Below are 12,284 nucleotides of genomic sequence, written 5' to 3'. Positions count from 1 at the left end.
ATCACTCGACGTTTTTGAGAATCTCGAACGTTACCTGATCGGGATAGAACGCCACGTAATTCTTGATCTGTTCTACTGACACTTTGGGGTCTTCATAGCTCCATACCGCATTGGCCCCCTCATGCCCTGGGATCTGCAGGCTGAAATAGCTCGCATCGCCCTTGTAAGGGCAATAGCTCGTGTGATCGGTGCGGGCAAAAAACTGCTCGGCGATGTCCTCCCGCGGGACGTAATACACCGGAGGGTAATTGGCCTCAAGCAGCACCAGCGCGCGCGTGGACGCGGCCACCTGAATACCGTGAAACTTCACCAGCAGGCAGCCGGGCTGCTCGGCGATGGTGATGACAGGACTGGGACCGGAGCTTTTCATGAATGCGTTCCTCGGGACGGTGATAAACCAGTGGGAGCGTGCGATGCGGCGATCCGACTTTCCCGCGATGGGTCGCGCAGCGGCCCCAAAACTTGAGAACACAACTCCGTCATGTATAACCCAGATTTCGTCATCACGACGCGTTCACAGCCGAACGGAACCCTGACGGTTATCCGTCGATAGCCCGGCTCACCGCCTCCACTCTTCAAGTCATCGCCTATTAGACCAACGGCTCAACTGCGCCGAAACATCGTCTACGATCAATAGCACCGTTGACATCCCTGCTTCGCAGTCAGGTCGTCGTGGCGTGGGGTTCGAGTCTCAGAAACTTGAGGGTCACCAACATGCCGGCCAGTCGATTCTCCCTCGATCAAACACTCATCACCCTCGATGCACGCCCGGATCGCCTCGATCTGCGTGATCGCCTGTTCACTCCACGCATTCAATCGTTACCGCCCTCCTGGCCCGCCGACAAGGACATCGCCGCCGAACTCTCGGGGTATCTGGCCAGAGACATGGTGCTGTTCCAGGGCAGCGAGGGCGCATGCACTGGGAATTTTCGGGCTTCGCGATCCTGACGTTTGAAGACTGGCTGGCCAATGGCACCGACGCTTGGACCGTCGCCCTCGGCGCAGCGATCGAACACGGCGGGCTCTCCCAAAACTCGCGCCCGTCCGCCCGTGACCAGCAAACCCGCGGTGCACATCAACGTCATCACTAGTATTTTGCTGACCATTCTTCGCCTGGCACCGGGCGCGAAACTCGCGCAGCCGGTGGTTAACCTGAACTACTGAACACCCTGCCCTTGTAGGAGCGAGCTTGCTCGCGATGGACTCAAGAGCGGCGCGTTCATTCAGATAATACGCGTCATCGTTCACGTCCATCGCGAGCAAGCTCGCTCCTACAGGGGGGACTGGCGCGGTTCGTTGCAATGAATCGAAATGCACGAACTGTACATCCATACAGATAAAGATTGCTCCATCGCTCATCAGCCGCCATTCTGTGCACCTCCCGGCAGTTGATGAACGATGGTGGTTATGCGGTTGTACCTCTGTGAAAAACCTTCCCAGGCCAAAGACATTGCGGCCGTGCTCGGCGCCCGGCGTCGCGGCGACGGCTGCTGGCTGGGAACGGACGTCACGGTGACCTGGTGCATCGGCCATCTGCTGGAAACCGCACCGCCGGATGCCTATGACGCGCGCTACAAGCGCTGGGTGCTGGCGGATCTGCCGATCATTCCGGACAAATGGAAGATGACCGTCAAACCGCGCACGGCCAGTCAGTACAAGGCCGTCAAACGCTTGCTCGGCGAGGCCGATGAACTGGTGATCGCCACCGATGCCGACCGTGAGGGTGAAATGATCGCCCGGGAACTGGTGGAGCATTGCCGTTATCGCGGGCCGATCCAGCGGTTATGGCTGTCGGCGCTGGACGAGGCGTCGATCCGCAAGGCGTTGGCCGCGCTGAAGCCGGGGGCGGAGACGTTCAGTCTCTATCATTCGGCATTGGGCCGCTCACGGGCCGACTGGCTGATCGGGATGAACATGAGCCGGTTGTTCACGTTGCTGGGGCGTCAGTCCGGTTATCAGGGCGTATTGCCGGTCGGCCGGGTGCAAACACCGACCCTGCGGCTGGTAGTGGACCGCGACCGCAGCATTGCCGATTTCGTCCCCGTGGCTTACTGGGCCATCGACGTGCAACTGCTACACGACGGCACGGCATTCACCGCACAGTGGCGCGCGGCCTCCGACGCTTGCGACGATCAGGATCGCTGTCTCAATCAGGCGCTGGCGCAACACGCGGCGACGGCGATTGGCAGTGCGGCGAGTGCCCGGGTGATCAAGCTGCGCACCGAGCGGATGCGTGAAGTGGCGCCGCTGCCGTTCGATCTGGGCACCTTGCAGGAAGTCTGCTCGAAGAAGCTTGGCCTCGGCGCTCAGGAAACGCTCGACATCGCCCAGGCGCTTTACGAAACCCACAAGGTCATTACCTATCCGCGCAGTGATTGTGGCTACCTGCCCGTCAGTCAACACAGTGAAGCACCAGGTATTCTGGCGGCATTGAGGCAGGCTGATCCCGCCCTCAACGCCTTGCAGGATTATCTGGAATCCCAGCGGCGGTCACGGGCGTGGAACGATGCGAAAGTCAGCGCTCACCACGGCATCATCCCCACGGCCGCCGCAAAGAATCTTGATCGGCTGGCGGGCAAGCAGCGCGCGGTCTACACCCTGATCCGGGCGCGCTATCTGGCGCAGTTTCTGCCCAATCATGAATACGACCGGACCCAGGCCGACTTCGACTGTGCCGGTGAAGCCTTGCGTGCCGTCGGCAAGCAGATCGTCGAACCCGGCTGGAAACGCGCCCTGCCCGAGGCCCTCGCACCGGCCAAGGGCCGTGAAGCACCGGCGCCGCAAACATTGCCGATATTGGCCGAAGGGCGTGAGTGCGCAGTGACCGACGTGAAGCTCAAGGACCTCTGGACCCAACCGCCGAAACCGTTCACCGAAGGCGATCTGATCAAGGCGATGAAGAACGTCGCCAAACTGGTGGAAGACCCCCTGCTCAAGCAGAAACTCAAGGACACCACCGGGATTGGCACCGAAGCCACCCGTGCCTCGATCATCCAGGGCCTGCTCGACCGTGGTTACCTGATCAAGAACGGCAAGGCCCTGGCGGCGACGCCGGCCGCATTCAGTCTGATTGATGCGGTGCCGCGCGCCATTGCCGATCCGGGCACCACGGCGATCTGGGAACAGGCGCTGGACATGGTGCAAAGCGGCGAAATGAGCCTGGAAGAGTTCGTCACCAAACAAGCCGCGTGGATGAGCAAGCAGGTTGCCCGCTGCGCCGGCCTGAGCCTGACCATCAGCGGCCCGGCAAGCCCTGCCGGGCGCGGTGCCACACCGTGGAAAAACAAACGCAAACCGGCCAAGCGCAAACCCGCGACCGCTAGCAAACGCGCGGCAAAACCGGCGAGCAAAGCTTGATCGAGCGATGGTCTACTGTTCATCAGATCGGGCGACATCAGGAGCGACCCAGCATGCCCACGATAGAACTGCACGCCGCGCAGCGCGATGAACTGGAAACCATTGAAAACCTGATGCAGTTCTACCTGCACGACTTCAGTGAATGGCTGCCGCTGAAACTCGGTGCGAATGGTTTCTTCAACATCCAGGATCAACAGGATTACTGGCGAACCCCCACCACTCGGCCGTATCTGATCAAGGTCGATGGGGACCTGGCCGGTTTCGTGAGCGTGGATGACCACACCCATTTACCCGGTGCCGAGTACAACATCGGCTACCTGTTCGTCAGCCGCCGCTTTCGTGGCCAAGGTGTCGCGACGTTTGTCGTTTCCACCGTCTTGAGCCAGCTCCCCGGTCAATGGCAGATTTTCCACATCGACGCCAATCAGCCCGCGCGTTTGTTCTGGGCCGGTGTGATAGACGATCTCACCGGTGGCGCGTACACACGGCATCAGCAGCCGGTAGACGATTTCCCCTGCACCTTTTACCGCTTCCAAAGCTCGCCACCATCGTCCTGAGTGGCGCTTTCCGGTTCCGATTTCTCATTCCAATCAGCTTTGTCCGACAATATGTAGTGCTTGAAAATAATCACTACAAAACCGTTGACGCCTCCGATTTGCCCTTGCATGATGCAGACATCTCCCCGATCGGGAGTACGGCAACATGTTTGAGCAAGCTCGTCTGACCGCCGAGCTGTTTTTCCCGGATACACGCTGCCCACAAGGCAGATTGAAGAAGCTGACCTGGCCCGAACGTCCAGTACAAGGACGAGAATCGCTGGCGATCAATCCTCATGAAGCTTGTGACCGACCCTGAAAAAGTCGGTAGTGGCCCGAAGGTTATCGCTGCTTCTCTTCGTTGTGACGCGATTGCGTAGCAGTTATTCAACACGACTACATGCAACAGACGCGGGACCCCGTCATTTCGGCGGCCGACCGCTGACGTCCTGGTTTCGGTGCCAGGGATCAACTAACCGATGGGCTACCTGTATTAGCGAATCAACTTTGAAAGATCACCAAATGGTCAAGGGGCTTTATTATGAATCTGAACAATCAACCAACCATCGACGAACTGGCACGTATGTTCGCTGCGCAAAAAGACAGCCAGGACAGCCATATCCTGTGGATCAGCAAGTCGGGCCAGGTGCATATCGACTGCCTGTCGCCGCATGCCCATGAAGCCGAGTTCGACCAGAACAACCAGAACCTGCTGGCCCGACTGAAGATGTACCGTCGCGGCCAGGGCTATGTCGGCAAGAAAGCCGCAGCCGACAAGGACTTCATCGGTAATGTTCTGCAAACGCTGAAACAGGCTTGGGCCTCGCTGCAGAACCAGAATGAAGTTCGGGTGATTGACCGGTTCTACTAATAATCTCGCGACAAAAAAGGCCCCGCTCGAATGATCGAGCGGGGCCTTTTTGTTTGTCTAAAAACACTGTAGGAGCGAGCTTGCTCCGGGCGGCGTTCCGACGATGGTCGTGAACGATAACGCGTAAAACCAGATGCCCTGTGGCGACGTTTAGTTTTTCGTCGGAACGCCGCCCGGAGCAAGCTCGCTCCTACAAGATGAAATGCGGTGTAAAACTACTCCCGGTCTAGCATCTCCACTGTGCCAAACGAAGCTATCGTTAAGCGTATGCGCTGTTGGTCTCTGGAGACTCGCGATGAAAAATAACCTGGTATTTCTGCTGTTGCTGGTTATGACGAATGTTGCTCAGGCAAACAGCGTCGCCGGTGTCCCGTCATTCGCGGTGGAGTGCCCCGGCAAGTTCCTCGTCCAGGCAGATCAGGACGGGCCGGTGCTGATCAACAACAAGGAGGCCGAAACCAAAGCCATCAACGATCGCCGCTTCGAAGCCAAGGGCTCCGGTATCACGCTGTCCATCGTCCTGGCCGATGACGACTCGGTAGCCGTGTCCTCCACCGGCAAGGCCCCCAATGGTGTGTGCCAGTCAGTCGATGACTGACCTCGACAACACCAGCTCCATAAAGGCTACCGACGCCACACTGTGATAATTATTGTTGCGCCGCAGCAGCGCAGCCGCACGTTCGTCTCGCTGGCCGAGCACCCGACCACCTGCGCCGTGTGCACGGCAAAGCGATGGAAGCGGCTTGATCCATGTCGGCAGCCGATGCAGCGCGCCCGGTTCACGGGAGCGCTGCAATCAGTTTCATTTGTCGTCCGGTTTGGCTGACGATGGTGGCCGGATATCCGGGCTTTCCTCGGCGTTAGGCGGTGTTGGAACGCTTCCAGGCGTGAACACGTGAGTCTGCAACTCCCTGGCATTGATTTCATTGACACCATGAACCGTGCGGGCCAGCGCAACGGCCTGCTCACACTGTTTATGGGTGTTGACGCGACCACTCAACATCACCGTTCCCGCAAGGGTTTTGACATGGACATGCAAGCCAAGGGTCGGATCGGCCAACGCGATGGCTGACTTCACCCGGGCGGTCAGCCACGCGTCGTGTGCGGCCATTTCCAGCTGATGAGAGTAATGCTCGAAGGATTGAAGTTTCATGGTGGACCTCTGTCACAGACGCAGACACCTTTAATTATAGTGCGGTCCGCGCTTGCGGTCGGGTACTCAGCGTTTGACCGACAGATCCGTCTGCGTCATGCGACTGCGGATCGTGAACACACCATCTCCCGAGAGAATTGCGCTGCGGGCAAACAGGCGGCCGCTCTCCCAGTTCGAAAGACCCAGTTCCGGTTTGTTCAGCGCGTATTGCCCGTCGACCCAGCGGGTGATGCCGTTGCCGACAAAAGGCGCGTTGACCGCGTTGTAGAAACGTTCATGGGCCTCGGCATTTTCACTGATCAACGACACGGTGAATTGCGGGCTGTAGCGATTGAACAAGGCGATGGCGCTGTCCAGGTCGTCGACGATTTCCAGGCTGACTTCCGGGGTTTCTTCCCATTCCCACTCGCGGCCCAATTGATCTTCGGGCAACGGTTCGGCCAACGCTTCAGTTTGATAACCTTCGGCGCGGCAGACCTCGACCGTCGCATTCCTCCAATCGTAAGGCAAGTACGACTGGCTGCCTTCGACGATGTGCAACTTGCAGCCCTCATCCCGCGCGGCGCCAGCCTGTTTCAAGGCGCGCAGAAACAGCGGCACCAGTTCGGCGGCGCGGTTGCGGTGAATCAGGCAGACGTTCAAGGTGTTGCAGACTTTGCGGTCCAGGGAATTGCGCACGACGGCGGCAAAACGCTGGGCGTCGGCGTCCTTGTCGGCGATCAGCCAGGCGCCACCGGTGCCATGCAAGCTGACGGCGGTGCCGGCCTGTTGGGCAATGCTGCCCAGCTGGCTGACGGCACGCCCCGAACCACGGGCCACCGCCAGCGACAGGCGCCGGTCGGCGAACATGGCCCAACCGGCGGCGTGATTGACACTTTCCACCAACGACACCGCGCCCACCGGCAATCCGGCGTCACTCAATGCCGGGTTCAACGCGTGAGTGACGATGGCTTGCGCCGTGCCCAAGGCATCGCTGCCAATGCGCAGCACGGCTGTGTTGCCGGTGCGCAGCACACCAGCGGCATCGGCGAAAACATTAGGCCGGCCTTCGAAGACGAAGGCGACAATGCCCAGGGGCGAAACCACCTGCTCGACTTTCCAGCCATCATGCTCGACGCAACTGATCACTTTGCCGCGCGTGGCGGGCGCATCGCGCCAGGCCCTGAGGCCCGCGATCATGTCGCGGCGCATGCGTTCATCGGCCAGCAACCGCGTGGTCGAGCGTCCACGTGATTTGGCCCACTCGATGTCGGCGCGGTTGGCAGCCTCGATCAAGTCCCAGCAGTCCTGATCTTCAAGGCGCTGGGCAAAGCAGTCGAAGAACGCACTGATCGCCTGATCCGAAACGGCGGACATCGCCGTAAACGCGGCTTCGGCGCGCTCGATCGCTACCGCCGCCGCTTTCTGGTCCGCGACGGGAATCAGCAGCAACTCACCGCTGACCTGCTCCACCAGCAGGTGGTCCCCGGGCTGAAAGCGCAAGGCCAGTTCGGGGCTGACCACGGTGACGCGGTTACCAGCGAAAGGGATCGGCGTGCCAGCGACTAAACGTTCGAGCGCAAGAGACATGAAGCGGTTTCACCATGCAAGGGGCGGCCTGAAAATGTATAGGAAAATCCCCAGAGCGTCATTAACCCCGGCCGCTCGAATCTGTCAAAACACCGACCAGCCAATCCGCTGGCTCAGCAACTCCAGCGCCGCCATACCCGCGAGTGAATTACCGGCCGTATTCAGCTCCGGCGACCAGACGCACACCGTGAACTGCCCCGGCACCACCGCGACGATCCCGCCGCCCACGCCGCTCTTGCCAGGCAGGCCGACGCGATAGGCGAAGTTGCCCGCCTCGTCGTAGAGGCCGCTGGTGGCCATGATCGAATTGACTTGCTGTGTCTGGCGGGCGCTGAGGATCTGTTCACCACTGTGCTTGCAGAAACCGTCGTTGGCCAGGAAGCAGAACGCCCGGGCCAGGTCCACGCAACTCATGCGCAGGGCGCAATGGCTGAAGTAACTGCGCAATACCGCTTCGACATCGTTGTGAAAGTTGCCGAAGGATTGCATCAGGTACGCCATGGCGGCGTTTCGCGCACGGTGCTGGTATTCGGATTCGGCGACCTTGCCGTCCACCATCACCTGCGGGTTGCCCGACAGGCGCCGGACAAAATCGCGCATCGACAAGGCCGGTGCGGCAAAACGCGACTGGTTGATATCGCAGATCACCAGCGCGCCGGCGTTGATGAACGGATTGCGCGGGCGCCCGCGCTCGAATTCCAGTTGCACCAGCGAGTTGAACGGCTGGCCGGAAGGTTCGTGGCCCAGGCGCTGCCAGATGGCTTCGCCGGAATGATCGATGGCCTGCACCAGGCTGAACACTTTGGAAATACTCTGCACCGAGAACGGCGTGTGGGCGTCGCCGGCGCAAAACAGCTCGCCGTCGTTGCCATACACGGCGATACCCAACTGATTGCCCGGCACCGTGCCGAGGGCAGGAATGTAGTCAGCCACCTTGCCCTGACCGATCAGGGGCCGAACTGCGTCAAGGATCTCGTTCAACAGCGCTTGCATGCCGGGTTCCGAAGTCTCGCCCCATGGGATTGCGGGGACACTGACGCTAGACGCTGTCGGTCAGTGGCGGATCACAGGTTGCCTGAACACAATCGTATAAACACCACTGCACCCCTGTGGGAGCGGGCTTGCTCGCGAAGGCGGTGTGCCAGTCGCCATGAATATATCTGACACACCGCCTTCGCGAGCAAGCCCGCTCCCACAAGGGATCGCCGGTTACGTATCAGAGTGTGTACAACCCCGCCGCTGACACTCCCCGTCCATAAAACCCCGCACCTGCGACACATCGCAGATACACCCGATTGATGAAATGTGCCTGTCGATTGGCTCAGCCGATCAAAGCGCTCAACTCACTCAATGCTACGGAGTATCACCATGTTCAAGCTCTCGACTTCTTCCCTGACCCTCGGCCTGATCATCGCGGGCGGCCTGGCCCTGTCCAACGTCGCGTCGGCTTCCGAGTCCGAAGCGTTCAGCATGAAACAGCTGGCCCACGGCTACAGCCAGGTTCAGGCCGACACCGCGGAAAAACCGGCTGAAGGCAAATGTGGCGAAGGCAAGTGCGGCGCCAGCGAGTAACCCCTGCGCGGGGCCGTCGGGCCCCGCCCCCCTGACTGAACGGAGACCACGTCCATGAACGCTGCAATCTCGTCCGCCGTGAAAGGCCTGCACCTGAACCTTGATCGTGCCGGTAGCTGGCTCGCCTCCCTGACTTTAAGGGTGTTCATCGCCTGGGAATTCTTTGAGTCGGGCCTGGAAAAGTGGAATGGCGACAACTGGTTCGCCGACATCCAGGACCGCTTCCCGTTTCCCTTCGACCACGTGCCGGCGACGCTGAACTGGGAACTGTCGATGTGGGCCGAACTGATCTGCGCCCTCGCCATCCTTGTCGGACTGGGCACGCGGATTTCCGCCATCGTGTTGATCGTGGTCACTGTCGTGGCGACCGCTGCCGTTCACTGGCCGGCCGATTGGTCTACATTGAGTGAGCTTGCCCAGGGTTATGCCATCAGCAACAAAGGGCACGGCAACTTCAAACTGCCGCTGATCTACCTCGCCGCCCTGATGCCGCTGTTGCTCTCGGGTGCCGGCAAGCTCAGCCTCGATGCGTTGCTGGCTCGATTCTTCTGGCGCCGCAACAATCGCTGAAATGTTAACGTGGCATGCTGCACTTCCCACCTCACTTGCGTAGACAGGAGCCACCATGAGCGTGACCACCCAATGGATCGAGATCGACAGCGCCGAAGGTAAATTCGGCGCTTACCTGGCCATTCCGCATACCCAAAAAGGCCCGGGGATCGTGCTGATCCAGGAGATCTTCGGCGTCAACGAACACATCCGTTCCGTCGCCGAGCAATACGCCGCCGACGGCTACCTGGTGATCGCGCCGGACCTGTTCTGGCGCAGCGCCCACCGTATCGAACTGACCTACGATGAAGCCGGCTGGAAACGCGCGGTCGAATTGATGAATGCCACTGACGTCGACAAGGCGCAGAAAGACATCGAACTGGCCATCGATGCCCTGAAAGCCCAACCGGGCCTGGACGGCGGGATCGCTTCCATCGGCTACTGCTTCGGTGGCCTGCTCTCGTACCACACCGCCGCCAACGGCCTGGTGGACGTGGCCATCGCCTACTACGGCGGCGGCATCCAGAATCAACTGGACCGTGCCGATGAAATCGAAGTGCCGCTGCTGATGCACTTCGGTGAACGGGACAGTCACATTCCGCTGGAAGCCGTCGAGAAAATCGCCGAGCGCTTCGACACCAACGATAACGTGGAAATCGTCGTGTATCCGGAAGCCGAACATGGCTTCAACTGCTCGCACCGCGACAGCTACAACCAGCGCGCGGCGGCCGAGGCCCATGGCAATACGCTGATCTTTTTGGGTATGGAACTCTAAAGCCAGACGCTTTTCGTAGGAGCACGACTTGCCGTAATGCCAGTCAGCTAAGGAAATTGTAGGAGCGAGCTTGCTCGCGATGGACTTCAGGAAGACGCGTGTATCCAGAAAATACGCGTTATCGTTGACGTCCATCGCGAGCAAGCTCGCTCCTACATAGAGTCAGCTTAACTATGCGAAGTTTTAGCGGGGGGCGCGCCCGGCAATCAATGCCTGGTCATCAACCCATGCAGCACGCCGAACCGCAAACCCGGCTCGGAAGGTGTCATGTGCGAAACGCCAAAGACCTTGAACGCCGCCAGCATCAGCACCAGCCCGCCCGGCAGGATGCTCAGGCGATGACTCTGCAAACCGGCCAGTCTGAGCTGTTTGACGTGCCCCACTTCCAGCAGGCGCAACGACAGGCGCAGCAAGCCGCTGTAGGTGATTCCGCTTTGGCCTTCGTCGTTCAAACCGTTGGCCTTGAGGACTTTGGCCAGCATGCGTGCGGTGCCTGAAGAACCGATGACCTGCTGCCAGCCCAGCGTGCGATAACGGCGCGCCACGCGTTCGAACTGCAGTGTGGCGACACGCTCGGCCTCCAGCAGTGCCGGGGCGGTGATGCGGCCACCTTGAAAATAGCGCGCACCAAAGGTGCCGCTGCCGATGGCAATGCTCTCGGTCAACAGCGGTTGAGCGCCCTGCCCCAGAATCAATTCCGTGGAGCCGCCACCGATGTCGATGACCAGTCGCTTGCGTTCGGTGCCGGGAACCGTATGGGCCACACCGGCGTATACCAGCCGGGCTTCTTCATGCCCGGAAATCACATCAATGCGGAATCCCAGATGCCGTTCGGCGCTGGCCAGAAACAGCTGGGCGTTGTCAGCTTCGCGCACTGCACTGGTGGCCACCGCCCGCACACGACCGGGCTCGAAACCACGCAGCTTTTTGCCAAATCGTGCGAGTGCCTGCCATCCGCGATCCAGCGCCATTTCGTCCAGCGCGCCGCCCTGAAACCCCTCCGCCAACCGAACAGGTTCACGCAGGGTCTTCACTTCCTGGATCACCAGTTGCTGGTTCCGTTTGACCGACTGGCCGATCATCATGCGAAACGCGTTGGAGCCCAGGTCAATGGCCGCAAACAGGGAGGCGTCCCCTTTCATGGAGGTGTTCCTTGCAAAATTCATCTGTCAGCCGACGCAGGTCCGCTGAACGTTCAAGACGGTTTGCAAGAATTTTTACATGGGTTCGATGACACCCAGATGACACCCTCTACCGAGCCTCCCCTCCCTTGGGCTTATAGAAGAGAAACATGCTGGTCTGGGTGGTCTTGATGTACTTCCTGGCCCAATCGGGTTTCACAGTGCGGTCGTGAAAATATATCGCGCCGTTGGTTCGATCGTTGAGCTGCTTGTTGAGTGCCTTGCGCGCGATTTCCTTGGCCATCGCGTATTGGGTTTCTTCCTGGACCTGATCGGAACGCCCGTCACACCACCATGAAAACTGGCAGTTCTTCGCTTCAGAACCCTGTTTGACCACCGCGCACACCGTGTCCGGAAAGCCCTCATGACCCAGGCGATTCATGACCACGCTGGCGACGGCTTCCATGTCGGCGGATGATTTGCCTTTGGCTTCCCAGTAGATCGAGCGCGCCAGACAGGTGATTGCATCGTCCAGCGGTGACGCGCCGGCCGGATCGACGGCCTGCACTTCGGAGGTGGTAATCACTTCGGACTTGGGCACCGGTACATCGGCCCCCTTCTCCGCCGCTTTCTGTTCCAGGACCTCGGCCTTGTTTTCGGCCACTTCCTTTTTCTGTTCCTGTTCAGTCGCCAATGCCTGGCCGCCAAGTAGAGTGATTGCAAGGCAGGTTGCTATCCAGATAAATCGCATGATCGACCCTTCTGAGTGAGCCCGATTCAA

General features: G+C 59.9%; 14 protein-coding genes. 8 read left to right on the top strand and 6 right to left on the bottom strand.

The window, feature by feature from the left end; genetic code table 11:
• Position 1 precedes the first annotated feature (1 nt).
• Positions 2–370 (bottom strand): DUF427 domain-containing protein, encoded by a 369-nt coding sequence (locus ACA073_RS11985; protein ID WP_497403654.1) that lies wholly within the window; start codon positions 368–370, stop codon positions 2–4.
• A 344-nt stretch (positions 371–714) separates the two neighbouring features.
• Here ACA073_RS11985 and ACA073_RS11980 point away from each other — a divergent pair, with 344 nt between their 5' ends.
• The 5 genes from ACA073_RS11980 (at position 715) to ACA073_RS11960 (ending at position 5,362) form a co-directional block, all read left to right on the top strand.
• Positions 715–948 (top strand): hypothetical protein, encoded by a 234-nt coding sequence (locus ACA073_RS11980; protein ID WP_497403652.1) that lies wholly within the window; start codon positions 715–717, stop codon positions 946–948.
• 459 nt (positions 949–1,407) lie between these two features.
• Positions 1,408–3,357 carry a DNA topoisomerase III gene (locus ACA073_RS11975; protein ID WP_497403650.1) on the top strand — a complete coding sequence of 650 codons (1,950 nt, stop codon included), beginning with the start codon at positions 1,408–1,410 and terminating at the stop codon, positions 3,355–3,357.
• A 53-nt stretch (positions 3,358–3,410) separates the two neighbouring features.
• Positions 3,411–3,914 carry a GNAT family N-acetyltransferase gene (locus ACA073_RS11970; protein WP_497403648.1) on the top strand — a complete coding sequence of 168 codons (504 nt, stop codon included), beginning with the start codon at positions 3,411–3,413 and terminating at the stop codon, positions 3,912–3,914.
• A gap of 520 nt (positions 3,915–4,434) precedes the next feature.
• Positions 4,435–4,764, top strand: a complete 330-nt coding sequence (locus tag ACA073_RS11965; protein ID WP_461950195.1) for a hypothetical protein — start codon at positions 4,435–4,437, stop codon at positions 4,762–4,764.
• 295 nt (positions 4,765–5,059) lie between these two features.
• Entirely contained in the window at positions 5,060–5,362 is a 303-nt protein-coding gene (locus ACA073_RS11960) for a hypothetical protein (protein ID WP_497403645.1), read from the top strand.
• 204 nt (positions 5,363–5,566) lie between these two features.
• Here the strand turns inward: ACA073_RS11960 and ACA073_RS11955 are convergent, their stop codons facing one another.
• From ACA073_RS11955 to glsB, 3 genes are all read right to left on the bottom strand, one after another.
• A complete protein-coding gene (locus tag ACA073_RS11955; RefSeq protein WP_497403643.1) occupies positions 5,567–5,917 on the bottom strand; it encodes a BON domain-containing protein in 351 nt (116 codons plus the stop codon).
• A gap of 66 nt (positions 5,918–5,983) precedes the next feature.
• Complete coding sequence (locus tag ACA073_RS11950; RefSeq protein WP_497403641.1) at positions 5,984–7,486, bottom strand: aldehyde dehydrogenase family protein; 1,503 nt, start codon at positions 7,484–7,486, stop codon at positions 5,984–5,986.
• Between the two features lie 84 nt (positions 7,487–7,570).
• Positions 7,571–8,479 carry a glutaminase B gene (gene glsB / locus ACA073_RS11945; RefSeq protein ID WP_497403639.1) on the bottom strand — a complete coding sequence of 303 codons (909 nt, stop codon included), beginning with the start codon at positions 8,477–8,479 and terminating at the stop codon, positions 7,571–7,573.
• Between the two features lie 375 nt (positions 8,480–8,854).
• On the opposite strand from glsB, the gene ACA073_RS11940 reads away from it, so the two are divergent.
• The 3 genes from ACA073_RS11940 to ACA073_RS11930 are packed head-to-tail and all read left to right on the top strand — an operon-like array spanning position 8,855 to position 10,382.
• Entirely contained in the window at positions 8,855–9,058 is a 204-nt protein-coding gene (locus tag ACA073_RS11940; RefSeq protein ID WP_046048963.1) for an HvfA family oxazolone/thioamide-modified RiPP metallophore, read from the top strand.
• Between the two features lie 54 nt (positions 9,059–9,112).
• A complete protein-coding gene (locus ACA073_RS11935; protein ID WP_461950187.1) occupies positions 9,113–9,628 on the top strand; it encodes an HvfX family Cu-binding RiPP maturation protein in 516 nt (171 codons plus the stop codon).
• 55 nt (positions 9,629–9,683) lie between these two features.
• Entirely contained in the window at positions 9,684–10,382 is a 699-nt protein-coding gene (locus ACA073_RS11930) for a dienelactone hydrolase family protein (RefSeq protein WP_497403636.1), read from the top strand.
• Positions 10,383–10,588: 206 nt separating this feature from the next.
• On the opposite strand, the gene ACA073_RS11925 is transcribed toward ACA073_RS11930, so the two are convergent.
• Both ACA073_RS11925 and ACA073_RS11920 read right to left on the bottom strand, forming a co-directional pair.
• Positions 10,589–11,524 carry a Ppx/GppA phosphatase family protein gene (locus tag ACA073_RS11925; protein ID WP_461950182.1) on the bottom strand — a complete coding sequence of 312 codons (936 nt, stop codon included), beginning with the start codon at positions 11,522–11,524 and terminating at the stop codon, positions 10,589–10,591.
• Positions 11,525–11,633: 109 nt separating this feature from the next.
• Positions 11,634–12,254 carry a cell wall hydrolase gene (locus tag ACA073_RS11920; RefSeq protein WP_497403634.1) on the bottom strand — a complete coding sequence of 207 codons (621 nt, stop codon included), beginning with the start codon at positions 12,252–12,254 and terminating at the stop codon, positions 11,634–11,636.
• Between the last annotated feature and the right edge of the window lie 30 nt (positions 12,255–12,284).

Source organism: Pseudomonas sp. LBUM1670, from assembly GCF_059695695.1.
Note: the sequence above shows the minus strand (reverse complement) of the source record. Positions and strands in the feature narration are given on the sequence as shown.

Bases quoted from the DNA above. Each gene is read 5' to 3' on its own strand.
- ACA073_RS11950 (WP_497403641.1), bottom strand. From the start codon at position 7,486: ATGTCTCTTGCGCTCGAACGTTTAGTCGCTGGCACGCCGATCCCTTTC.
- ACA073_RS11930 (WP_497403636.1), top strand. From the start codon at position 9,684: ATGAGCGTGACCACCCAATGGATCGAGATCGACAGCGCCGAAGGTAAA.
- ACA073_RS11975 (WP_497403650.1), top strand. From the start codon at position 1,408: ATGCGGTTGTACCTCTGTGAAAAACCTTCCCAGGCCAAAGACATTGCG.
- ACA073_RS11925 (WP_461950182.1), bottom strand. From the start codon at position 11,524: ATGAAAGGGGACGCCTCCCTGTTTGCGGCCATTGACCTGGGCTCCAAC.
- ACA073_RS11960 (WP_497403645.1), top strand. From the start codon at position 5,060: ATGAAAAATAACCTGGTATTTCTGCTGTTGCTGGTTATGACGAATGTT.
- ACA073_RS11965 (WP_461950195.1), top strand. From the start codon at position 4,435: ATGAATCTGAACAATCAACCAACCATCGACGAACTGGCACGTATGTTC.
- glsB (WP_497403639.1), bottom strand. From the start codon at position 8,479: ATGCAAGCGCTGTTGAACGAGATCCTTGACGCAGTTCGGCCCCTGATC.
- ACA073_RS11985 (WP_497403654.1), bottom strand. From the start codon at position 370: ATGAAAAGCTCCGGTCCCAGTCCTGTCATCACCATCGCCGAGCAGCCC.
- ACA073_RS11940 (WP_046048963.1), top strand. From the start codon at position 8,855: ATGTTCAAGCTCTCGACTTCTTCCCTGACCCTCGGCCTGATCATCGCG.
- ACA073_RS11970 (WP_497403648.1), top strand. From the start codon at position 3,411: ATGCCCACGATAGAACTGCACGCCGCGCAGCGCGATGAACTGGAAACC.
- ACA073_RS11935 (WP_461950187.1), top strand. From the start codon at position 9,113: ATGAACGCTGCAATCTCGTCCGCCGTGAAAGGCCTGCACCTGAACCTT.
- ACA073_RS11955 (WP_497403643.1), bottom strand. From the start codon at position 5,917: ATGAAACTTCAATCCTTCGAGCATTACTCTCATCAGCTGGAAATGGCC.
- ACA073_RS11920 (WP_497403634.1), bottom strand. From the start codon at position 12,254: ATGCGATTTATCTGGATAGCAACCTGCCTTGCAATCACTCTACTTGGC.
- ACA073_RS11980 (WP_497403652.1), top strand. From the start codon at position 715: ATGCCGGCCAGTCGATTCTCCCTCGATCAAACACTCATCACCCTCGAT.